This window comes from Rhodococcus sp. NPDC049939, assembly GCF_040656415.1.
In the GTDB taxonomy this organism is placed as follows: Bacteria; Actinomycetota; Actinomycetes; order Mycobacteriales; family Mycobacteriaceae; genus Rhodococcus_F.
On record NZ_JBFAMC010000001.1, the window covers coordinates 1910123 to 1937086 of the forward strand.

At 65.4% G+C, this 26964-nt stretch carries 1 protein-coding gene; it reads right to left on the reverse strand.

All coding sequences use genetic code 11. The features are described from left to right. Window positions 1-195 precede the first annotated feature (195 nt). Window positions 196-26952, reverse strand: coding sequence for a non-ribosomal peptide synthase/polyketide synthase (locus AB0I57_RS08680; RefSeq protein ID WP_358332603.1), 26757 nt, complete (start codon window positions 26950-26952; stop codon window positions 196-198). Between the last annotated feature and the right edge of the window lie 12 nt (window positions 26953-26964).

Sequence of the window (26964 nt, forward strand, 5' to 3'; positions counted from 1 at the left end):
AACAGTTCCGTACCTTGGATATCGGCTCGCGCAGAACACAACCCGGCAACTCGCCGGAGACTGCGTTCGCGCAACACAGCTCCGCAACCGGCCCCTCTTGCCTGTCCACGATGTTCGAGCCTCGAGTCCGATAGGCGTTTCGTGTCATTCGCTCCCGACGACGGACGTCGTTCGGGACGAATGCAATCAGGCTGTTCACCCCCTATTCAGGTAGGTCTCCAGGACCGGCCCCACCACGGCGAGTACCTCAGGTTCGATCATCTGGTTGTGCTCACAATCGATCTTTACCTCGTCGATCCCGCCGGTAACGGACGCTTGCCATTCCTCGGGTGAATGATCCTCGGACACTGACCCGGTCGAGCTGAAGAACAGCAGATCACCGTCGAACACCTGCGGACGGAAGTTGTTCATGATTTGCGAGGAGTTCGTGTATCCGGAACTGATCCGCTCGAGATGTTGTGGGGTCAGCCCGATCTTCTGCCCGAACGCGTCGTCGAGCAACTCGACGGCCCGCTCGTATGTAAGCTCTTCGCCCTTCAGCGAGTCGAGGTCCAGTCCGAGGCCGTGGAGCAGTTCGGAGACGGTGAGGCGCTCGGGACCCTGGCCGTTTCCGTTCGTCACGTAGCTGTCCATGATGGCGAGGGTCGCCACTTCCTCTCCTTCCCTGCGTAGTTCGACCGCTATCGCGTGAGCGATGACGCCACCGAGCGACCAGCCGAGCAGATGGTACGGACCGTGCGCTTGGACGCGACGCATCTCCAATACGTAGTGGTGCGCCAGTTGCTCGACCGACTCGAAGGCTGGTCCGCCGCTGATGATCGGCAACTGTAAACCGAACGCCGGGCGGTCCTGCGAAAGGTGCTGCAGGATTCCCGCGTATCCCCACGACAGGCCGATCCCGGGATGGATGCAGAACAGCGGAGTCTTCTCCCCGGTCGGACGCAGTGGGATGACCACACCCAGCGCTTCGTCGACGGGCGACACGGCAGTGTCCTGCTTGTCGATCCGCAACGCCAAACCTGCCGGCGTCGGATCCAGGAACATGGCCTGCAGCGGGATATGCCGCCCGAATCGTTCCTGTAGGACAGTCATCACGCGGGTAGCGACGATCGAGTTGCCGCCGAGGTCGAAGAAGCTGTCCGCGGTACCGACCCGGTCCACACCGAGTACCTCCGTGAACGCTTCCACGATGATCCGCTCGGTGTCCGTAGTCGGGGCGCGGAACGCCGCGCCGGTGGTACCGAACTCGGGTGCGGGCAACGCCTTGCGGTCGAGTTTGCCGCCGGGAGTCATCGGGATCTGGTCGAGGACCACCACGGCGGACGGGACCATGTGCGCCGGCAAGTGTTCCGCAGCGTAGGTGCGCAGTTCCGCCGGCTCGAGGTCGACTCCGTCCACGGTCCGCAGGTACGACGCGAGAAGCGTGTCGCCCGATGGTCCGGTGTGACCGATCGTGGCCGAGAACGCGACAGCCGGGTGACGCGCGAGGACGGTATCGATTTCACCGAGTTCGATACGGAACCCTCGGACCTTCACCTGGAAGTCGGTGCGGCCGATGTATTCGAGAGTGTGATCGTCGCGCCAGCGCACGACGTCTCCGGTTCGGTACATCCGCTGCCCCGCTTCGCCGAACGGGCAGGCGACGAAGCGTTCGGACGTCATTTCTGCACGATTATGGTATCCGCGTGCCAGCCCGGGTCCGATGATGTACAACTCGCCAGGCACGCCCATCGGGACCGGTTGCAGTCGTTCATCGAGCACGAGGGAACCGAATCCCAGCGCCGGCGCACCGATGTTGACGACCTCGCCTGGACGCATCGGCGTGCTCACGTTCGCCTGAATGGTGGTCTCCGTAGGACCGTATCCGTTGTGCATACGGCGGTCCTTGCCCCAGATCTCCACCAACTCCGGCGGGCACGCCTCGCCGGCCACCAGGAGGGCGCTGAGCGATTCGAGTCCGACGTCTTCCATGGACGACAGTGCGGTGGGCGTGATGAATGCGTGCGTGACCTCGTTTCGGCGGAACAGTTCCGCCAACTCGGTTCCGCCGAAGATGGTGGGAGGCACGATCACAACCCGCGCCGAGGCGCCGAATGCCATCATCAGCTCGTAGACCGATGCATCGAAGCTCGGGGACGCAAGATGCGATACCCGGGACTCGTGCGTGACCTGGAACCGTCCGCGTTCCTCCGCGGTGAGATTGGCAATGCCGCGGTGGGTGACGATGACGCCCTTCGGCCTTCCGGTCGAACCCGAGGTGTAGATCAGGTATGCCGGGTGCGTCAACTGCAATCGGCTCTTCCGGTCGGCATCGGAGACCGGCGCCGAGGACACCGTCTCGACCTGGTCGACGAACTCGTCGTCGTCGAGCACCAACCACGGAACCGTATCCGGTAGATCGCCTCGGTGCGCGGCGAGGGTGAGTCCGATCGTTGCTCGGCTGTCTGTGAGCATGTAGTCGATCCGGTCACGCGGATACGCTGGATCGACGGGAACGAACGCGGCACCGGACTTGGCGACCGACCAGATCGACACCACTTCCTCGATGGATCGTGGAATACCGATGGCTACGAATGTCTCCGGCCCTACGCCATGGGAACACAGGATGCGGGCCAGCCGGTTGGACCATTCGTCCAGTTCACGATAGGTGACCTGCCGGTCCTCGTACGACAACGCCACCGACTCCGGGTCCAGCGCCGCAGCGGCCGACAACAGGTCGGGCCACACTTCGGGGCGCACTTCGGGCTCGCCCCGGGCCGGAACCAACTCGGCGGATTCCACCTCGTCGAGCAGTGGCAGGTCTCCGATCGGCCGGTCCGGGTCTGCAACGGCGGCCGCGAGGATTCGGTTGAAGCGGTCGGCCATCGAGCGGGCGGTCTCACGGTCGAAGAGGGACACAGCGAAGTCGAGTCCGCCGGAGATACCAGCGGGCACACCGTTCTCATCGAACTGCTCCGCCAGGATCACTTCGAGATCTCCCTTGACCACCCGCGTTTCCAGGTCCACGTTCTCGACCCGCAACTCCGGTAGTTCCAGGGTCGGATTCTCGCTGTTCTGGAATTCGAGGGCCACCTGGAACAGCGGAGAGTAGGCGGTCGACCTGGTGGGGTTGAGTTCCTCGACCAGCCGTTCGAAGGGCAGGTCCGAGTGCCCGAACGCGGCCAGGTCGCTTTCCCGAATTTGCTGGACCAATTCGGTGAACGTTGTTGCCGGGTTTATCCGGCTACGCAGAACCAGGGTGTTGACGAACATGCCCACCATCTCGTCGAGAGCGGATTCACCGCGCCCGGCGACAGGGGTACCGATGACGATGTCGTCCGTGCTGCCGAGTCTGGCCAACAGCACCGCCAGAGCGGCATGAACGGCCATGAACATCGTGGCGTTGTTGGCCCGGGCCAGAGCGGTCAGCCGCACGTGGAGATCGGCGTCGAGGGTGAACTCGACTCGGTCGCCCTCGAATGTCTGCTGAATGGGGCGCGGCCGGTCGGTCGGTAGCTGGAGGACGTCCGGCATACCTGCCAGGGTGTCGGACCAGAACCGCAACTGCCGGTTGATCTTCGAGTCGGGGTCGTTCTCCGAACCGAGGGCATCGTGCTGCCACAGCGTGTAGTCGGCGTACTGGATCTGCAGCGGATCCCATTGCGGTCCGGTGCCCTCGAGCCGTGACGTGTAGGCCACCATCACGTCCCGAGCCAACGGGGCCAGCGAGAAGCCGTCTGCGCAGATGTGGTGAACCACGATCGTGAGCACGTGATGATCGGGTGCGGTCCGGAACAGTGCAGCCCTGACGGGTACGTCGGTGCTCACGTCGAATCCACGCGATACCAGGTCCATCATGTGCCGTGGCAGATCGTCCGGGGTCACGGAGACGATGCTGAAGCTCGGTTGTGCGTCCGCGGCAGCGAGGATCTTCTGGGTCGGTTCGCCCTCGACGGTCGGGAAGACCGTCCGCAGCGTTTCGTGCCGTTCGAGGACGTCGGCCATGGCCAGTTGCAGCGCGTTCACGTCGAGGTTGCCGGTCAGCCGGACTGCCAACGGAATGTTGTAGGCCGGTGACGATGTGTCGAACTGGTTGATGAACCACATTCGCTTCTGTGCCAGCGACAGCGGAATCAGGTCGGGGCGTTCGACCGGTGCGAGTGCAGGCGACGCGCTGCCGCGGTACACGGTGTCCCCGATGTGCTCGGCCAGGGACCGGACGTCGGGGGCCTCGAACAGCGCGCGAACCCCGATGTCGGCATCGAGCGCGTCGCGCAACCGTGCCGTGACCCGGGTGGCCACCAGCGAGTTTCCGCCGAGGTCGAAGAAGTTGTCGTCGATGCCGACTCGTTCGATGCCGAGGACGTCCACGAAGACGTCTGCGATCATCGCTTCGAGATCGTTGGTCGGCGGAGCGAATTCCTTGGTGGTGCTGTGGAATTCGGGTTCGGGCAGTGCCGAACGGTCCAGTTTGCCTACCGGGGTCAACGGAATCTCGTCGAGGAACATGATGCTCGACGGCACCATGTGTGCGGGCAGCCTCGTCGACAGGTGCGCGGTCAGCTCCGACGCATCGACACCGCCGGGTGTGTTGGGCAGTAGGTATGTCACCAGCACGGTGTCTCCCGATGGGCCGGGGACGCCGAGGGTTGCCGCGAAACCGACCCCGGGGAACGCGGTGATCTCCGAGTCGATTTCCTCGAGTTCGATGCGGAAGCCGCGGATCTTCACCTGGAAGTCGCTGCGTCCTACGTATTCGACGGTGTGATCGGACCGCCAGCGGACGATGTCGCCAGTGCGGTACATCCGCTCGCCTGCCTCGCCGAAGGGGTTGGCGAGGAAACGCTGGCTGCTCAGCTCCGGGCGCCGGTGGTAGCCGCGGGCCAGGCCCGCCCCGGTGATGTACAACTCACCGGGAACACCGACGGGGACCGGTTGGAGACGTGAATCGAGCACGAGTTCGCCGACACCGCGGATCGGGCCGCCGAGCGTGATGGGTTCGCCGACCGTCATCGGTTCGCTGATGTTGGCCATCACCGTGGTCTCGGTGGGGCCGTATGCGTTCGACAGGTATCGGTCGGGAGCCCAACGGGTCACCAGTTCCGGCGGGCACGCTTCGCCACCGAACACAACGTGCTGGAATTCGTCGAGCCCTCGAGGATCTACAGTGGCCAACGCTGCGGTTGTGATGAACGCGTGCGTGACATGCTCCGACCGGATGAGTTCGGCCAGTTCGACCCCGCCGTACACCGTCCGTGGCGCGATCACCATCGTTGCACCGACACCGAATGCCTGTAGGTACTCGAAAATCGACCCGTCGAAGCTCGGTGTCGAGAAGTGCAGGGTGCGGGAGGTCTGCGAGGCGGAGAACCGCTGGCGCTGGTCCTCCGCGAAGTTGTCGAGACCCTCGTGCGTGACCACGACACCCTTCGGCTTGCCGGTCGAACCCGACGTGTAGACGATGTATGCCGCATTGTCGAGGCTGATTGGCGATCGACGATCCGAATCTGCAACGGGCAGAGCCGGCTTCGCCTGACATGCTTTCTCGAACTTCGGCGAGTCCAGCTGTAGCCACGGCACCGAATCGGGCAGCTCCTCTTTGTGGGCGGACATGGTCAGCCCGATCGTGGCACCCGAGTCGGTCAGCATGTGTTCGATACGGTCCGCCGGATAGTTCGGGTCGACGGGGACGAACGCGGCGCCGGTCTTGGCCACCGCCCATACGGCGAGCACCGATTCGATCGAGCGTGGGATTCCCAGCGCAACGAACGTTTCCGGACCGGCGCCGCGCGAGATCAGCACCCGCGCAAGCTGGTTGGACCGCTCGTCGAGCTCGCGGTACGAGACGTTGCGGCCCTCGAACGTCAGTGCCGTTCGAGTGGGGTCCAGCGCCGCGGCGTCTTCGAAGATCTGCGGCAGCGTTCGGACGGAGAACCCGGGTCGACCGCGGACCGGAGCGAACTCGGCGAGTTCGTCCTCGCTGAGCAGTTGCATGCGGGCCAAGGGCATGTCGGGACGGTCGGCGAGCCCGTCGAGCACGCGCCGCAGCCGACCTGCGATCTCGTCGACTTCGCTCTTCTCGAAGACCTCGGGAAGATACTCGAACTTGAAGTTCAGCTGGTCGTCGCCGGATGCGACGACCGCAAGGGGGTAGTGCGCGGAGTCCTTGCCGACGATGCCGGTGACGAACATGCCTGCGATGTCGGTCTGCTCGGTCAACCCCTCCTTGTCCACCGGATACGACTCGAACACCGTCAACGTATCGAAACTCGCCCCAGCCCCAGCCACCGACTGGATATCGGTCAACCCCACATAGTGGTGATCGAGCAACGCCGCCTGCTCACCCTGCACCCGCTCGAGCAACTCACCCAACGACTCCGCCGGATCCAAAACCACCCGCACCGGCAGCGTGTTGATGAACAGACCCACCATCGACTCGATCCCCGCGATCTGCGGAGGACGACCCGACACCGTGCCACCGAACACCACATCCGAACGACCCACCAGAGAACCCAACACGATCCCCCAGGCTGCCTGGACGACGGTGTTGAGGGTGAGCCCGCGTTCGCGGCTCAGGTCGCGCAGCCGGGTGGTCCGCTCCTCGGACAGGGTGAATGCGGTTTCCTCCGCGACCACGGAGTGGGCCTCACCACGCTCCATCGGCGCGAGCAGAGTCGGTTGGTCGACTCCGGCGAGCGCGGCACGCCAGGCGTCGAATGATTCGGTGATGTCGTGACGCTTCATCCACGACAGGTAGTCGCGGTAGGAGTGAATACGGGGCAGCAGGCTCTCGTCCGCATCCGTGGCGTACAAGGTCAGCAGGTCGCGGATGACCAGCGGTGTCGACCAGCCGTCGAGCAGGATGTGATGGTTGGTCAGAACCAGCCTGTATTCGTGCTCGGTGAGCTTGACCAGTGCCAGCCGCAGAAGCGGTGCATTCGCCATGTCGAACTTTGCGGCCCTGTCCCGTGTCAGGATCTCGTCGTATCGGCGATCGGCGTCCTCGGGCTCGCATGCCGACAGATCGAACTCGGACCACGGCAACTCGACGTGTTCTTGGATGATCTGCGCGGAGGTACCGGCGCTGTCGTGGACGAACGCTGCCCGGAGGTTGGGGTGCCGGTCCAGCAGGGCCTGCCCGGCGCGGCGGATGCGGTCCGGATCCACCGCACCGCTCAGCTTCAGGACCAACTGCACGAGATACGGGTCGATCGTGGAGTCCGAGAACTGGGCATGGAAGAGCAGACCCGACTGCAGCGGCGACAGCGACCAGATATCGGACAAGGCCGGGAACCTCGCCTCGAGATGGTCGATGGCGTCCTGGTCCAACGTGACCAGGTCCAGATCGGACGGAGTCAGACCACCACCGTCGGAGCTCGTCACATGAGTCGTCAGCGCGGTCAACGCCTCCACCCAGAGGTCGGCGAGTTCACGGACTTCCGAGGCGGCGAGCACCCCGGTCGGGAACGCCCATGTAGCCCGCAACCGGTTGCCATCCGCCCCGGTGTCGGTGACGGCGTTGATGTCGAGCGCCGTAGCCACCGGAATGTCGGAGGCAGGGACATCGTCGAGTTTCGTGTCCGTGACCGGCACCCAGGCGTGCCCACGGATGTCTGTCGACGTCGCCCCGCCGAGCCGGCCGAGGTAGTTGAACGTGACCTGAGGCTGTGGCAGTGCACGCAGCTGATCCGCACTTTCGGGATCCAGGTAGCGAAGCATGCCATAGCCGATTCCGTGGTCGGGGATGGCGAGCAACTGTTCCTTGATCGCCTTGATCGCCGCACCGGCCGCCTTGCCGCCGGCGAACGCTTCGCCGAGGTCGATGCCGTTCAGATCCAGGCGCACCGGGAACATGGCAGTGAACCAGCCGACGGTGCGCCCCAGGTCCGCACCCGGCAGCAGTTGGAATTCACGGCCGTGCCCTTCGAGGCTGATCAGCGACTCGCGGGTGAAGTCGCCGCGCGTACGCCGCCACTTCGCCAGTGCCAGGGCCAGGGCCGCCAGCAGTCCGTCGTTGACGCCGCCGTGGAACGCCTCGGGGACTCGGGTGAGCAAGGCGTCGGTGACGTCGGCTGCCACCTCGACGGTGATCTTGTCTACCGTTCCCGCTACATCGATTTCCCGGTCGAGCGGGCGTGACCCGATAAGTGGGTCGTCGGCTTCGAGTGTGCGCCGCCACAGTTCGATTTCGTCCCCACGTGCGCTGGTCGCCTCAACCAGTCCGTGCGACCAGCGACGCATCGATGTGCCGACCGGTTCGAGCGACACCGCTTCGCCGGCGGACACCTGCGCCCACGCGGTCGCGAAGTCCGGTACGAGGATGCGCCAGGACACACCGTCCACCGAGAGGTGATGCGCCACCACCAGCAGACGACCGCCCCCGGCGCCGGCGTCGAACCACACCATTTGCACCATCACCCCGGCCTCGGGGTCGAGTCTTCCTGCAGCGGAATCGAGTTCGTGCGTGGCGGTCTCCGCGAACGCGGAGTCGACCACCGACGGTACCTCTACCCTGCGCAGCACGTCGCGCACGTCGACCGCGCCCGCCGCTTGCACCTCGATCCGCCACTGCGACTCCGTGCGATGCAATCGGGCGCGGAGCATGTCGTGGTGATCGATCACGGCCGCAATCGCGCGTTCGAGCAACGACTTGTCGGTCTCGGTGGGCAACGACAGCAGCGCGGTCTGAGTGTAGCGACGGAAGTCGCCGCCGCGCTCGAGCAGCCACGACGCGATCGGGGTAGCCGGCATGTCGCCGATACCACCGCCGGGCAACTCCTCGAGCACTTCCACGTCCGCGGCATCGGACCAGGACGCCACCACCGCCAAACCCGCCACGGTCTTGGCCTCGAACACATCCCGCGGCGTCAGCACCACACCCGCAGCCTTGGCACGCGCCACCAACTGGATCGACATGATGCTGTCACCACCGAGCGCGAAGAACGAATCCTCCACCCCGACAGCGTCGAGACCCAACACCTCGGCAAACAAGTTCGCCAGCACGGTTTCCATTTCCGTCGCCGGAGCACGACCCGACGACACCCGAGCCCCGAAGTCCGGCTCCGGCAGCGCCCGGCGATCCAACTTGCCGTTGCTCGTCAGCGGAAGGGCCTCTAGCACCACGAGGGTGGCCGGCACCATGTATGCGGTGAGTCGGGTGCCGACGAACTCGAGTGCTGCGGACACCTCGATGGTGGCACCGGACTCGGGCACCACGTACCCGATCAGCCGGTGGCCACCGTGCCCGTCGTCGCGGGTGAGGACGACGGCCTGTGCGATGCCCGGGTACGACAGCAACGCCGATTCGATCTCGCCGAGTTCGATCCGGAAACCGCGGATCTTCACCTGGAAGTCGCTGCGGCCCAGGTACTCGAGCTGACCGGACTTGTTCCACCGCGCAAGGTCACCCGTCCGGTACATGCGAGCACCCGGGCGCCCGGGGTCCGCTACGAAACGGGTCGAGGTCAGTGCAGCCTGGCCGAGATAGCCGCGGCTCACCTGGTCCCCGGAAACGTACATCTCCCCGATGGTGCCGGTGGGAACCGGTCGTAGGCGCCGGTCGAGAACATGAACATGTAGGCCCGCGATGCCGCGCCCGATGACACTGGCCGAGGCAGACGCCGCGAACTCGGGACCCAACGGGAGATAGCTGACGTGGACCGTGGTTTCGGTGATGCCGTACATGTTCACCAGCGTCGGGGCCGAAGCGTCGTGCCTCGAATACCACCGGCCGAGCTGTGCAAGGTCGAGCGCCTCGCCACCGAAGATCACATAGCGCAGCGCGAGAGCGGCTGCGTTCACGTCCATTTCCGACACGATGCGGTCGGTCTCGGCGAGTTGATAGAAGGCGGTCGGGGTCTGGTTGAGTACTGTGACCTGCTCGTTGCGCAACAGTTCGTGGAACATTTCCGGTGACCGCGCCGTGTAGTAGTCGACGACGACGAGGCGTCCGCCGTAGAGCAGTGGACCCCACAACTCCCACACAGAGAAGTCGAACGCGTACGAGTGGAACATCGTCCACACGTCGGTCTCGTCGAACCCGTAGGTCGGCTGGGTGTTCGCGAAGAGTGTCAATACGTTCCGGTGTGAGACGACGACGCCCTTCGGCCGTCCGGTCGAACCGGATGTGTAGATCACGTATGCCACGGAGGACGGGTCGAGGGGCGCCACCCGCTCGGCGTCGGTGATCGGCGCCGCCGACTGTTGCGCCAGATCTCCGGTGGTATCGGGGTCGTCGAGCAGGATCGGCGGTATCTCCGAATCCGGGAGTGCGGCGGCGGCGTCCGTGGTGGTGACGACACAGTTCGGGGCGGCGTCGTCGAACACGAACGCCAGGCGATCCGATGGATTGGTGATGTCGACCGGAAGGTAGCCACCACCGGCTTTGATCACGGCCAGCAGCGCGATGATCAGCTCGCAGTTTCGTGGAAGAGCCACGCCGACGAGGCTTTCCGGACCGACGCCGCGGGCGATGAGCAGACGGGCCAGCCGGTTGGACCGTTCGTCGAGCTCACTGTAGGTCAGGGCCACGTCCTCCGCAGTCACCGCCGTGGAGTCGGGGAACCTGGCCACGCTCTGGGCGAATCGGTCCGCAAGCGTGTCCTGGTCGGAGACCACTCCGGCGACGTTCCATTCGGTTGCCATCGCCAGCCGCTCGGCCGCATCGGTGAGCACGATGTCACCGACAGGAGCTTGTGGGTCGGTGGTGACCGCCTCGAGGACGCGCAGGAACCGGTCGGCAAAAGTGCGCACAGTATCCGAGTCGAACAGATCGGTCGCGTAGATGAACGACGCGGTGATCCCCGACGCCACTCCATCGGTGTCGAATCGTTCCTCGACACTGAGTTGCAGGTCGAACTTGGCGACCCCGAGATCGAAATCGACTGCGCTCGCGGTAAGTTCCGGCAACTCGAGGGTCGGTGTCTCGTTGTTCCGGAATTCGAGAAGCACCTGGAACAGCGGCGAATGCGCGGTGGAACGCTCGGGCGCGAGGACGTCGACGAGCCGTTCGAACGGCAGGTCCGAGTGATGGAACGCAGCCAAGTCGGTGGCCCGCACCTGCTCGATCAGGGATCCGAAGCCCTCGGCGGGGTCGATGACCGCACGCAGGACCAGGGTGTTGACGAACATGCCGACCATGTCGTCGAGCGCTGCGTCGCCGCGCCCGGCGATCGGGGTGCCCACCGCGATGTCCTCGGTGGATGACAGCGCCGACAACAGCACCGACAATGCGGCGTGGACGGTCATGAACATGGTCGAGTTGTGTTTGCGCGCCAACGCCGAGAGCGACCTGTGAATGTCGGCCGGAACGGTGAAGTCGACCTGCGCTCCGCGGAAGGACTGCTGGACCGGTCGCGGGTGGTCGGCCGGAAGCGCCAGTAGTTCGGGCAGGTCGGCCAGCTGATCGGTCCAGTACTGCAGTTGACGGGAGATCAGCGACTCGGAATCACTCTCGCTGCCCAGCTGATCGAGCTGCCAGAGCGTGTAGTCGGCGTACTGCACCGACAGCGGCTGCCATTGCGGCGCACCGCCCGCGATCCGGGCAGCGTAGGCGCCCATCACGTCCCGTGCGAGCGGGGTGAGCGAGAAGCCGTCGGCGCAGATGTGGTGCACCACGATGACGAGCACGTGATCGTCTGGGGCAAGCGCGAACAGCGCCGCCCGAATCGGCACGTCGGCCGTCACGTCGAACCCGGCATTCGCGAGATCTGCGATGCGATCGTGCAGTTCGCCCTCCGGCACCTCGGCGATCTCGAGGTTCGGGGCCCACTGTCCGGGTGAGAGCACGACCTGAGTCGGTTCCCCGCCGTGGGACGGGTACACCGTCCGCAACGATTCGTGTCGGACGAAGACATCCGTCAACGCTTCGCTGAGCGACTCCACGTCCAGGTGACCGGACAGCCGGACGGCCATCGGGATGTTGTACGCGGCCGATGACGTGTCGAACTGGTTGATGAACCACATCCGCTTCTGCGCCAACGACACCGGCACGTGCTCGGGGCGCACCATCGGACCCAGCGGAGTTCGGACGTGACCGTCGCCCTGTGCCCCGGCGAATGCCGTCGACTCGATCAGGCGGGCGAGTAGATGGATGGTGGGCGCCTCGAACAGGGCGCGGACGCCAATGTCGGTGTCCAATTCCGCCGTCAGGCGCGCCGCGACCCGGGTCGCGACGAGCGAGTTTCCGCCGAGGTCGAAGAAGTTGTCGTCGATGCCGACCCGGTCGATACCGAGGACGGTGGTGAAGATGTTGGCGATGTTGTGTTCGAGCACGGTCGACGGCGGCCGGAAATCGTCCGTCGTCGGCAGGAACTGCGGTTCTGGCAGTGCCGCTCGATCGAGCTTGCCCACCGGGGTGAGCGGGATCTCGTCGAGCAACATGATGCTCGACGGCACCATGTGAGCGGGCACCAGGTCCGCCGCCCACTTCTTCAGTTCCGGCGGTTCGACCACCGCTTCTGCCTCGGGGAGCACGTAGGACACGAGCACCGTGTCGCCCGCCGGGCCGGGACGTCCGAGAGTGACCGCGAACGAGACGGAGGGGTGCTCGGACAGGGCGTTGTCGATGTCGCCGAGTTCGATGCGGAAGCCGCGGATCTTTACCTGGAAGTCGGTGCGGCCCATGTATTCGACGGTGTGGTCGGGCCGCCATCGGGCGAGGTCGCCGCTGCGGTACATCCGGTCGCCGGGTTCGCCGAAGGGATTCGCGACGAAGCGCTCACTGGTCAGGCCCGCGCGCGCGTGGTAACCGCGAGCGAGGCCCTCACCCGTGATGTACAACTCCCCCGCGACGCCTTGGGGCACCGGTTGCAGCCGTGCATCGAGAATCACCTCGGCGACCCCACGGATCGGGCCGCCGAGCGTGACCGTCTCCCCCGGCTCGAGGGGATCGCTGAGGTTGGACGAAATGGTCGCCTCGGTGGGGCCGTAGACGTTGAACAGCTTCCGTCCCGGCGCCCAGCGGCTGACCAATTCCGGAGGAATGGCCTCACCGCCGGCTGACACCTTCTGGAACACGTCGAGACCCGTGGGGTCCACGGAGGCGAGCGCCGCCGGAGTGATGAACCCGTGCGTGATCCCTTCACTGCGGATCAGTTCCGCCAACTCCTCGCCACCGTAGATCGACGTCGGCACGATCACCATGGTCGCGCCGACGGGAAACGACATCAGGTAGTCGAGGACCGAAGCATCAAAGCTCGGAGATGAGAAGTGCAGGGTCCGCGACGAAGAGTCCGTCCCGTACTGGGTCCGCTGCTCCTCGGCGAAGTTGTCGAGGCCTCGGTGGCTGACCACGACGCCCTTCGGGGTGCCGGTGGACCCGGACGTATAGATGACGTACGCCGGATGCGCGAATTGCAGGGGCACAATGCGCTCGTCGTCCGTGAGTGGCGCCGACGACATCTCCAGCGCGGCCAATTCGGTCTCGGGGTCGTCGAGTATCAGCCACGAGACCTCGCCGAGCAGCCGGTCGCGATCGGCTCCGAGTCGCACACCGAAGGCGGCGCCGGAATCGGTGAGCATGTGTTCGACCCGCTCACGCGGATAGTTCGGGTCGACCGGTACGAACGCCGCACCGGTCTTGGTGATCGACCAGACGGCCAGAACCGATTCGATGGACCTCGTAATGCCCAGTACGACAATATCTTCCGGTCCGACTCCTCGATTGATCAGAACTCTCGCGAGTTGGTTGGACCGCTCGTCGAGTTCTCGATACGACACTCGGCGATCACCGGAGACCAAGGCGGTGGAGTCGCCCGCGGCCGCGGCGGCGTCGGAGAAGATCTGCGGTAGCGTCCGCTCCGACCCACCGGTCCTGCCCCGAACCGGAACCAGCGCAGCTTCCTCGGCAGCGGTGAGCAATCGCAGTTGCGCGAGCCTCATGTCCGGACTCTCGGCGAGCGCGATCAATGCTTGGACCATGCGGTCGCCGATGCGCTCTATGCTCGCTCGATCGAACAGCGCGGGGAAATACTCGAACTTCAGCTGCAGATGCTCGTGCGCCGATGCGATCAGGGCGAGCGGGTAGTGAGCTGCGTTCGCGCTGTCGCGCACGTCGTGCACATGCATGCCTGCGATGTCGGTCTGCTCGGTCAACCCCTCCTTGTCCACCGGATACGACTCGAACACCGTCAACGTATCGAAACTCGCCCCAGCCCCAGCCACCGACTGGATATCGGTCAACCCCACATAGTGGTGATCGAGCAACGCCGCCTGCTCACCCTGCACCCGCTCGAGCAACTCACCCAACGACTCCGCCGGATCCAAAACCACCCGCACCGGCAGCGTGTTGATGAACAGACCCACCATCGACTCGATCCCCGCGATCTGCGGAGGACGACCCGACACCGTGCCACCGAACACCACATCCGAACGACCCACCAGAGAACCCAACACGATCCCCCAGGCCGTGCGAATGAGGGTGCTCAGCGTCAGGCCGCGTTCGCGTGCAAGCGTGCTCAGCAGTTCGGTTCGGTCGGTGTCGAGGTCGACGACCAGCTCACTCGCCGGGGTATCGCTCTCAACGGAGGCATCGGCCGGCACCAGCAAGGTCGGATCTGTCACCCCCGCGAGGGAGCGGCGCCACACCGCGAGCGAGTCGTCGGTGCTGCGCTGCGACAACCACGCGAGGTAGTCGCGGTACGGGTGCACCCGCGGCAGCGCGGCGGCGTCGCCCTCTGTGACATAGAGCGTCAGAAGGTCACGGATCAACAGCGGCATCGACCAACCGTCGAGCAGGATGTGATGGTTCGTCACGATCAGCCTCTGCCGGTCACCACCGATGTGGAACAACATGAACCGCAGCAAGGGTGGCTCGGCCATGTCGAATCCGCGGACCCGGTCCTCGTCGACGAGACGGGTGATCTCCGCTTCTCTGCTCGCATCGTCGAGTTCGGAGAGATCGATTTCCGCCCACGGAAGTTCCACGTATTGGTGGATCGCCTGGACCGGGGTGCCGTCCTCGTCGTAGACGAACGACGCGCGCAGGTTCGCATGGCGATCGAGCAGGGCTTGCCCCGCGACGCGCAACCGAGACGCCTCTGCACCGCTCAGTTCGAGCGTCATCTGCACCGTGTACGAATCGATCGACTGATCCGCCAGCAGCGCGTGGAAGAGCAGGCCGGACTGCAGCGGTGAGAGCGACCAGATCTCCGACAACGCCGGGAAGCGCGATTCGATGCGGTCGATGGCACTTTGGTTCAGTGTGACCAGGTCCAGGTCGGAGGGGGTCAGACCACCGGCGTCTGGGCGGGCCGCGTAGGTCGTGAGCGCGGTCAGCGCCTGCACCCACAGATCGGCGAGTTCGCGGATCTCGGCGACGTTCAGGACACCGGCCGCATACGCCCAGGTGGCGCGCAACTGGGGCCGGTTCTCGACGGCGGTGGTGACCGCGTTGACCTCGATGGCCGACGTGATCGGGGTGTCGAGATCCTGGGCCCGGTCCATGTCGACCTCGCCGGTCGGGGTCCAGCCGACCCGGTTGGCCGCTTCGGACAGGTCTGCCGCGAAGCGGCCCAGATAGTTGAAGCTGATCTGCGGCAACGACCGAGCTGCGAGCTGCGCGGCGGTGTCGTCGTTCAGGTACCGCAGCATCCCGTAGCCCATACCGTGGTCGGGGATGGCGAGCAGCTGTTCCTTGATCGCCTTGATCGCCGCACCGGCCGCCTTGCCGCCTGCGAACGTTTCGTCGAGGTCGATGCCCGCCAGATCCAGCTTGACCGGGAACATGGCCGTGAACCAGCCGACCGTGCGTCCCAGGTCCGCTCCGGGGACCACCTGATCCTCACGGCCATGGCCCTCGAGGCTGACCAGCGTTCCGTCAACCTGCTTGCCGTCGATCGTGGCGGCACGGCTGCGGCGCCACTGGGTCACCGCCATGGCGAGTGCGGTGAGAAGACCGTCATTCACGCTGCCGTGAATGACCTCCGGCAGCGTGGTGAGGACAGCCTCACTGACCTCGGCGGGAAGCTGGACGGTGATGCGACCCACTGTGGCATTGACGTCGATGTCCGGGTCGAGTGGACGGGAGCCGACCAGCGGGTCCTCGCAGTCGAGGATGCGCTGCCACAGCTCGAGTTCGTCGGTCCGGTTCGCGGCCTCGTCGGCCAACCCGTGCGCCCATCTACGCATGGAGGTGCCCACCCGGTCGAGAGCGGGTTCCTGTCCTGCGGAGACCTGCGCCCACGCAGTCGCGAGGTCGGGCACGAGGATGCGCCAGGAAACACCGTCGACGACAAGGTGGTGTGCCACCACGAGCAGGCGTCCCCCGGACTCTGCGGCATCGAGCCACACCACCTGCATCATGACCCCGGCCGCCGGATCCAGCCGGTCGAGGGCGGCATCGAGTTCCGCGATTACCGTGGCGGCGAAGTCAGGTGTCCCCGGGGCGGCGGACACGGCGACCACGCGAATCAGATCCCGTGCCTCGACCGAACCGACCGGACGGACCTCGAGCTGCTGCTTGCCCGCCGAGACGTTCAACTGCGCGCGAAGCATGTCGTGCCGGTCGAGGACAGCCTGGAATGTGCCGATAAGGGGTTCGAGTTCGTGTAGATCGGGCGGTGCGGTCAACAGGGCGGACTGCGACATTCTGTTGAACTCGCCGCCGCGTTCTATTAGCCAGCGGACGATCGGGGTAGCCGGCATGTCGCCGATACCACCGCCGGGCAACTCTTCGAGCGCCCTCGCATCGGACGCACCCGCCCACGACGCCACCACCGCCAAACCCGCAACGGTCTTGGCCTCGAACACATCCCGCGGCGTCAGCACCACACCCGCAGCCTTGGCACGCGCCACCAACTGGATCGACATGATGCTGTCACCACCGAGCGCGAAGAACGAATCCTCCACCCCGACAGCGCCGAGACCCAACACCTCGGCGAACAAGTTCGCCAGCACGGTTTCCATTTCCGTCGCCGGAGCACGACCCGACGACACCCGAGCCCCGAAGTCCGGCTCCGGCAGCGCCCGGCGATCCAACTTGCCGGCAGGGGTCAATGGCAGCTGGTCGAGTATGACCAGCGCGGACGGCACCATGTACGGGGCGAGGAATTCGCCTGCGAACTCGAGAATTGCCTCCGGATCGAGTTCCGCGCCCGCCGTCGGAACCAGATAGCCGACCAACCGATTGACACCGGTGCTACCTGTGTGCGCGGACACCACCGATTGGGCGACGCCCGGGTAGCGGTTGAGTGCGGTTTCGATCTCGCCGAGTTCGATCCGGAAGCCGCGGATCTTCACCTGGAAGTCGCTGCGGCCCAGGTACTCGAGCTGGCCGGACTTGTTCCACCGCGCAAGGTCGCCTGTCCGGTACATGCGGGCGCCGAGACCGCCATAAGGGTTGGCGACGAATCGCTCCGCGGTGGTTCCCGCCCGGTCCTTGTATCCGCGCGCAAGACCCGATCCGGTGACATATAGTTCGCCGGTCACGCCATTGGGCACCGGGTGCAGACGGGAATCGAGCACCATCGTCCCGGTTCCCAGCAGTGGGCGGCCGATCGTTACACCCTCACCGGGCTCCAACGGTCCGGCCGAGCTCGACACCACGGTCGCTTCAGTGGGGCCGTATTCGTTGAACATCCGCCGTCCGTCGACTACCCACTGAGACACCAGTTCCGGCGGGCACACGTCGCCACCGGTGGTGACCACCCGAAGCAGGTCCAGATCTGTCGGATCCACCGACGCCATGGCGACCGGAGTCATGAAGGCGTGGGTGACCCGTCCGTCGCGGAGAACGTCGGCAAGTTCGGTACCACCGACGATCGACGACGGCGCGATGACCATGGTCGCGCCCGACCCGATGGCGAATAGCAGCTCCAAGATCGATGCGTCGAAACTCGGCGAAGAAAAGTGCAGCGTGCGTGACCGCGGAGTGACGCCCATCCGAGTTCGCATATGGGTCGCGAAATTGGCCAGTCCATAGTGAGTGACGACGACACCCTTCGGGGTGCCGGTAGAACCCGAGGTGTAGATCAGATAGGCCGGATTCTCCAGGCAGAGGGGATGCGTACGGTCGGCATCGGTGATGCCGGCGGTCGGGTACTCGGCCACCTGGTCGTCGAATTCGGGCGTATCGACCGCAACGCTGGGGGTGCAGTCGGGCAAGCCGGGCAGGAACTCCGAGACGGTGAGCGCGAGCGCAGCGCCGGAATCACTGAGCATGTGCGTGATCCGGTCGCTCGGATAGTTCGGGTCGACCGGAACGAACGCGGCGCCGGATTTGGCGACTGCCCACAACGACACCACCGATTCGAGCGACCGCGGCATCGCCAGGGCAACGACCGATTCCGGGCCGATACCGCGCGCGATGAGCAGGCGGGCCAACCTGTTCGATCTCTCGTCGAGGTTTCGGTACGTCACCTCCTTGCCCCGGTAGGACACAGCCGCAGCCTTGGGGTCGACAGCCGCCGCGGCTGCGAGTAGTTCGGGCAGGGTCCGCGGTTCCGTGTCCGGACCGCCCATCACCGGTGCCAGCGCCGCACGTTCGGGTGCATCCATCAGAGCGATGTCACCCACCGCCATCTCAGGCTCAGAGGTGACCGAATCGAAGATCCGCGACAGATAGTTCGCGAAATCCGCAATGGTGGACGGCTCGAACAGACTCGACGCGTACGTGAACGACGCGGAGATCCCCGCGGCCTCACCCGATGCGCCGAACTCCTCTGTGAGAGTGAGTTGCAGGTCGAAATTGGAGATGTCCGACGGCAGGTCCAGTCCGGTAACGGTCAGCCCGGGCAGTTCCAGGCGTGGGCGTTCATTGTTGCGGAATTCGAGCACCACCTGGAACAGCGGCGAGTGCGAGGTCGCGCGTTCAGGCGAGATTGCGTCCACCAACCGCTCGAACGGCAGATCTGCGTGGTGGAAGGCGCTCAGGTCGGTGTCCCGCACTGTGGACAGCAGCTCGGTGAACGAGGCACCGGGCACAACCGGTGTCCGCAACACGAGGGTGTTGACGAACATGCCGACCATGTCGTCGAGAGCGGCGTCGCCACGACCGGCGATGGGGGTGCCCACCGCAACGTCGTCGGTGTCGCCCAGCCGGGCCAGCAACAACGCCAGCGCCGCATGCACGGCCATGAAGACACTCGAATTATGTTCGCGTGCCATCGCTATGAGCCGACTGTGGACCTGTGCGTCGATGCTGAACTTGTGGATTCCGCCTTCCATCGACTGCTCGGTCGGCCGCGGATGGTCGGTCGGCAGGGCCAGCAACTCCGGAAGCCCGGTGAGTGTGCCCATCCAGTAGTCGAGCTGCTCCGCGAGAAGGCTTTCCGGGTCGTCGGCGTCGCCGAGTACCCGGTGTTGCCAGAGTGCAAAGTCGGGGTACTGGACCGGCAGCGGCGCCCAATCCGGTGCCTGCCCCCCGGTCCGCGCCGCGTAGGCGGTCATGACGTCTCGGGCAAGTGGCGCCATGGAGAAGCCGTCGGCGCTGATGTGGTGGACCACGATGACCAGCACGTGCTCTTCGGGATCCGTTCGGAACAGGGCGGCACGCACCGGCACCGCCACGGTTACATCGAAACCCGCTCCAGCCAGTCGTGAGATATGTTCGGGCAGTTCCGCTTCCGTCGTTCTGATCGGCGCCAGATCTGGCACGACGTCCTCGGTCGGCAAAATCCTCTGGAGAGGTTCACCGTCGACCATCGGGAACATGGTGCGCAGCGACTCGTGCCGGCCCATCACATCCGCGACCGCGTCCTGTATCGCATCGTGGTCGAGGTCGCCGGTCAGCTGCACCGCGAGTGCGATGTTGTATGCGGGGGAATCGGGATCGAACTGGTTGATGAACCACATCCGCTTCTGCGCCAGCGAAACCGGCAGCCGGTCCGGTCTTTCGCCTCCGACCAAGGAAGGACGCTCGGCCCGCTTGCCGGTCTCCGACTCGATACGGGTCGCCAGCGCTGCGACGGTCGGAGCATCGAAGATCTCTCGCACGCCGATCCGGCTACCCAGTGCGGCATTGGCTCGCGCCACCAGACGAGTAGCCACCAGAGAGTTGCCGCCGAGGTCGAAGAAACTGTCGTGCACACCGATTCGTGGCGCATCGAGCAGATCCCCAAAGATGGACCCGAGGATCTCCTCGATCGGATTGCGTGGTGTGACGAACTCGGCAGACGGGCTGAGGAACTCAGGCTCGGGCAGTGCCCCCCTGTCCAATTTCCCGGTAGCGCCGAGAGGGAATTGGTCGAGCACGACGATCCGGGTGGGCACCATGTAGGCGGGCAGCACTTTCGCCGCCGCGTCCCGCACGAGGGCGGTGTCGATGTCGGCGCCGGACACGGGAATCACGTAGCCGACCAGGCTTTCGCCGGTGGCCTCGCTGCGATGGACGGTCACCACAGCCTGTGCCACCGATGGGTGCGCCAATACGGCCGCCTCGATCTCGCCGAGTTCGATGCGCTGGCCACGTAGCTTGACCTGGAAGTCGCGGCGCCCGATGTACTCGATATTGCCGTCGGCGCGCCAGCGGACGATGTCGCCGGTGCGGTACATCCGCTGCCCCGCCTCGCCGAACGGGTTCGCGACGAACCGATCCGAGGTCAGGTCACTGCGGCCGACATACCCGCGGGCCAGCTGGACCCCGGCCAGGTACAGCTCTCCGTGCACGCCGACGGGGACCGGGTGCAGGCGGGAATCGAGCACATAGAGCTGGGTGTTCCACACCGGCGCCCCGATCGGCACCGAAACACGGTCTCCTTCTGTGCACTCCCAGTAGGTGACGTCGACAGCAGCCTCCGTCGGCCCGTACAGGTTGTGCAACGCCGCGGTGCCGAATTCCCGGAATGCGTCGGCCGTGGCAGGTGGCAACGCTTCACCGCTGCAGAACACCTGCCGGAGCGAACCGCAGAGGTCGGGGTCGGCGCCCGCGGTGAACACCGCCAGCATCGACGGCACGAAGTGCATGGTGGTGACCTGGTGGTCGGCGATGATGTGGGACAGGTAAGTGGGATCTCGGTGGCCGTCCGGCGCGGCGAGCACCAACTGCGCACCGACCTGCAGAGGCCAGAACAGCTCCCACACCGATACGTCGAAGGTGACGGGCGTCTTCTGGAGCACGACGTCCGTATGCCCTATCCGGTAGGTGTCCTGCATCCACATCAGGCGGTTGACGATCGCTCGATGGCTTACCGCAACGCCCTTCGGGCGCCCCGTCGACCCTGACGTGTAGATCACGTAGGCCACGGAATCGGGGCGGATCGGGCCGCCGCGCTCGGCGTCGGTGATCGGAGCACTCGCCCGGTGAGACAGGTTCAGGGTGTCGATCTCGATCGCGGCGCATCCCTGCGCGTCGCCGATACCCTCGGGACAGTCTCGTGTGGATGTGAGAACGCACGCAGGTCCGGCGCTTTCGATGACGTATGCGATTCGGGAGGCGGGGTGGTCCGGGTCCAGAGGAACGTATGCCGCCCCGGTCTTCTCCACCGCGTAGATCGCGATCATCAGTTCGAGTGAACGTCGCAGGGCAACTGCGACCAGCGATTCGGGGCCGACACCGCGCGCGAGGAGTTCGCGAGCGAGACGGTTGACGCGCGCGTCGAACTCCGCGTACAGCAACTCCTCTCCCCCGAACACGACGGCACCTGCGTCAGGCGTCCTCGCCACCTGGGACTCGAACAGATCGACGAGTGTCGACCCCGGTATCGCGACGTCGGTGTCGATCCACTTGTCGAGCATCCGGTGCGTCTCCTCCGCACCGATCAGGTCGAGATCTCCCACCTTGGCATTCGAACGAGCGGTGATCATCTCGAGCAGGGTCACGAAGCGCTCGGCCAGAGCCGTCATCGTCGGCGGGTCGAACAGTTCGGAGGCGTAGGAGAACTGGACGTCTATCGGGCCCGGCGTACCGGAATCCTCGGTGTGCTCTGTGAGGATTACCTGCAGATCGAACTTGGCGGCGCCGGTATCGAGTGCCTCGACGTCAGCCTCGAGTCCGGGAAGTTCGAGTCGCGTGTTCGCGAAGCCCTGCAATACCAGCATCACCTGGAACAGCGGCGAATGCGCCTCGGAGCGGGTCGGCTTCAACTCGTCGACGAGCCGCTCGTAGGGCAGGTCGGTATTGCTGAATGCGGCGAGGTCCACCGAGCGCGTATGCGAGAGCACCTCGGGGAAAGTGAGTTCCGGATCGACCTCGGTGCGCAGGACCACTGTGTTGACGAACATGCCCACGACGTCGTCGAGCTGGCGTTCGCCGCGTCCGGAGACGGGAGACCCGATCGACACGTCGGACGACCCACTCGACCGGGACAGCAGGACCGCGAGGGCTGCATGTACGACCATGAACAGGCTGGCATCGTGGTCGCTCGCGACCTCGAGCAGCGCGGCGTGGATACGCGCCGGGATCGCGAAATCGGCTGTGGCCCCGACCATCGACTGACGGGCGGGACGGGGTCGATCGGTCGGCAGGTCCATGACCTCCGGTGCGCCTTCGAGGGTGTTCGCCCAGAAGGCGAGTTGACGCGAGAGGACGCTGGTGGGGTCGTCCGGCGAACCCAACAGTTCGCGCTGCCACACAGCGAAATCGGCGTACTGGATCTCCAGCGGCGCCCACTGCGGGGAATGTCCGTCGACGCGTGCGCGGTAGGCCACCATCACATCACGGGTCAATGGAGTCATCGAGAGACCGTCGGCAGCGATGTGATGAACCACGAACACCAGCTCGTGGTCATCGGTGGCGATGCGGTAGAGCTGGGCGCGAAGCGGCGGATCCACCGTGACGTCGAAACCTGCCGCGGCGTCCGCCATCAGGCTCGATTCGAGTTCGCTTGCCGCGACGTCGACGACGTCCAGGCGCGGACTCACCTCGGCGACCGGGAGAACAACCTGGATCGGCCCGTTCGGGGTGTTGGGGAACACCGTCCGGAGCGATTCGTGCCGAGTCAGGACGTCATCGATCGCGGCGCGCAACGCCTCGACGTCCAGAGTGCCACGCAGTCGGATGCCGACTGGAATGTTGTAGGCGGGCGACGTGGTGTCGAGTTGGTTGATGAACCACATGCGCTGCTGGGCCAGTGACACCTGCACAGGTCCGGACACCGGCCTCGGAGTGAGTTCCGGGCGGGGCGTGGTCAGCGGACCGCGGGCGTCCACTCGGGCGCTGAGCATTGCGACACTGGGGGCCTCGAACAGATCCAGCACCCCTATGTCGGTGCCCAACGCCGAATTGACGCGGGACACCACGCGGGTCGCGACGAGCGAGTCGCCGCCCAGGTCGAAGAAGCTGTCGTCGGCGCCGATGCGTTCTACCCCCAGGAGCGTCGCGAACGCATCCGCTACCTGCATCTCGGTCGGCGTCGTCGGTGCCCGGTAGATGGTCGAGGTGGCCTCGAAGTTGGGCTCCGGCAAGGACTTTCGGTCGAGCTTGCCCGCCGGGGTCAACCGGACCTCGGAAAGCACCATCACCCTGGCCGGGACCATGTGTGCGGGCAGGGCGGCGCCGGCGTGTTCGAGGATGTCACCGACGTCGATCTGCGCATCGGCCTCGGGCAGTACATAGGTCACCAGTGCCGTGTCACCGGATGGCGTGGTCCGGCCGACCGTGGTCGCGAACGCCACGGTCGGGTATGTCCGTACAACGGCGTCGATCTCACCGAGTTCGATACGGAAACCGCGGATTTTCACCTGGAAGTCGGTGCGGCCGAGGTATTCCAGATCACCGGACCCGTTCCAGCGCGCCAAATCACCTGTCCGGTACATCCGCTGACCAGGTGCGCCGTGCGGATCGGCGACGAAACGTTCAGCGGTCGCAATCGACCGGTTGTGGTACCCACGGGCCACACCGGCACCGGCGATGTACAACTCGCCCGGAACTCCGAGCGGTACCGGGTGCAAACGCTCGTCGAGCACCAGCAGACTGCAACCGCGCGACGGGCGGCCGATCGTGACCGTTTCGCCGACTGTCAATGGCCCGGCGACGCTCGCGACCACGGTCGCCTCTGTCGGGCCGTAAGCATTGAACATGACGCGGTCAGGCGCCCACTGCGCCACTAGTGCGGGGGGACAGCTTTCGCCGCCGGTGACCACGCACCGGAGCTGATCGAGGCCGGCGGGGTCGACGGACGCGAGCGCGGCAGGGGTGACGAACGCGTGGGTCACGCGCTCACGACGCAACAGCTCGGCCAGTTCGGCACCGCCGTAGACGGTCGGCGGTGCCACCACCATTGTGGCGCCGGCGCCTATCGCAAGAAGTAGTTCCAGAATGGACGCGTCGAAACTAGGCGACGAGAAGTGCAACGTGCGCGAGTCGGACGTGACGGCGAACCGCTCCCGCTGATCCTCGGTGAAATTCGCGATCCCGGTATGGGTGACTTCCACCCCCTTGGGGGTGCCCGTCGAACCGGAGGTGTAGATCAGGTAGGCCGGATCCGTCATTCGCAGCGGCCTGAGTCTGTCATCGTCGGTGACGGTGCCGGTCTCCTGTTCGGCCAAGGACTGCACGAACGCGGTATCGTCCATCACCAACCACGGCGCCGTCTCCGGTAACGAGGACCGATGCGCCTTGACCGTCAGACCCACCAGCGCACCGGAATCGGTGAGCATGTGGATTATACGGTCTGCCGGGTAGTGCGGGTCGACCGGAACGAACGCCGCTCCGGATTTCGCGACGGCCCACGTGGCCAGCACCGATTCGATGGATCGTGCGATTGCCAGCGCTACAACCGAACCCGGTCCTACGCCGTGAGAGATCAGCATCCGCGCGAGACGGTCGGACTGATCGTCGAGTTGGGCGTAGGTCAGACTGCGTCCCTCGAAGACGAGGGCGTCTCCGTCGCCACCGGCTTGCACCGCGTTCTGCAGGAGCGCGGGAAGGGCGCGCGCCTGCACAGGCGGCTCGCCTCGGACCGGTGCGAGGTCGGCGTACTCCGCCGGTTCGAGTATGTCGATGTCCCCGATCGGAAGGTCAGGGTCCGTCGTAACCGCCTGCAAGATCCGAACAAGTCGTGCCGCAAGCGCTTCCGCACTGCCGCGGTCCCACACGTCCGTGGCGAATCCCAGCTGACCGCTGACATCGCCGTTCTCCGATTCGGACATGGAGAAGACGAGATCGAGTCCGGATATGCCCTGATCGCTGTCGATCTGGCCGCCCGTGACGTGTTCAGGAGAATCGGACGGTTGACTGTCAGCGGTGAGCTCGAGCATCACCTGGAACAGCGGAGCATGTGACGAATCGGGGTCGGTGGCGACCAGCGCGACGAGTTCGTCGAACGAAAGTGCGCTTTCGAACGCGGCCCGGTCGGAGTCGCGAACCCGGTGAAGGTGGTCGACGAAGGACGATGCGCCCTCAACCCTCGACCGCAGCGCGACCTTGGCGGGGGATCCGACTGCATCGCCCGCGCTGGTCGGCGTTCCGATCACGACGTCGTCGGTGTCGCCGATCCGGCCGAGCAGCACGGTCAGCGCAGCGTGCAGAACCGTGAAGACTCCGGTGCCTGCTTTCGTCGCGAGCGCGGCCGCGCGTCGACGCAGGTCAGCGTCGAGGGCGAAATCGACGACGTCGACGGCTCCCGATCGCTCACCGGGCCGGGGCCGGTCGAGCGGCAATGCCGCTACCTCCGGCAAGCCTGCCAGCTCCCGCTTCCAAAATTCGAGACGGGATTCGTGCTCGAGGATCTCCCTGCCGAGTCTGGCGCTCTCGGTGTGGATGTCGGCGATTTGCACCTGCGGATCCGCGGTGACGAACTCCTCTGTCAACTCCACGAACCGGCGGTGGTGCGAGCGCAATTCCTCGGAGCTGTACCGGTTGGGGTTGCCCCGGAAGTCGAGCAGGGTCTGACCGTCACCACCCTGATAGATGTTGAACAGCAGATCATCTACAGGGCCCGATGTGACGATGTGATACTCGCCTGTCACCGAACCCATGGTCAGCGCCTGATGGAAGAGCATGACGTTCACCAACGGGCCTGCCAGTCCGTCCGGATCTCCGGCGAGTCCGGCGTCGCGGCGGATGTCCTCGAGGCTGCACCGCTGATGACGCAGCGCCCCCATCATTTCCAGCTGCACCCGCTGCACGAGTTCGGCCACAGTGTCCTCGGGATGGACCGTGATGCGCAGAGGGGCGACGTTGACCAGCATGCCGCCGGACCGCTGCAAGGGGGCGGTGGTTCGGGCGGATACCGGCAGATTGACGAGCACATCCCGCTTGCCCGTCATACGCGAGAGATAGCAGGCGAACGCGGCGACCAGTACGGCGGCTGATGTGGCACCGACCCGCTGGTCCGACTGTTCGAGGTAACCCAGCGTGGCCTCGGATACCGTCGCGCTCTCGAGCAGGCTCCGCGCTGCGGCGGGGGCGTTGCGTGTGGCCAGAGTGGAGCCGCTCTCGATCCCGACGATACGTTCGGCCCAATAGTTCCGGTCGTTTTCGAACCTGGTCGAATCCCGGTACTTCTGGTCGAGTTCGTACAGCTGACGCAAGTCGAGCGCACGGCTCGGCTCGGGTTCCGTCCCCTCGATGGCAGCCGTATACAGGGCCGCCATCCGATTTATCAGCGTCATGCCGCTGTAACCATCGAGCGCGACGTGATGAATCCTGGAGTACCACAGGTAGTGCTGATCACCGACCTGCAGGATGGTAATTTCGAAAAATTTGTCACGGGTCAGCGTGATCGGCGTCGCGTAGTCCTCGTCCATCCACGCCCGCGCCGCGGACATGGGGTCGGGCTCCCCGCGGAAGTCGCAGAACCCGAGCGACTGGTCGATCGCGTAATCGACCGACTGGTATGGTTCGCCGTCGACGTCCAGCAATCGCAGGAACGGAGACTGGAACTCGCGAGCCGCGATCGTTGCGGCCTCGCTCAGCAGGTCCATGTCGATCTCGCCCTGCAGGTCGACGTACTGCGCGATGAACTTGGGAACGGTGGGGCTCAATTGCTGCGCGAACCACATGCTCCGCTGCACCGAGGAGAGGGGGAACGCCCCGTCCGGAACGTTCGGGTCTTCGGCACGACTGTTCGGCTGTGGTTGGTTCAAACTCGTCATCTCGTTCCCCCA

What these genes read in the sequence shown, in the direction of transcription:
- AB0I57_RS08680 (WP_358332603.1), bottom strand. Translation starts at nt 26,952, where the DNA reads ATGACGAGTTTGAACCAACCACAGCCGAACAGTCGTGCCGAAGACCCG.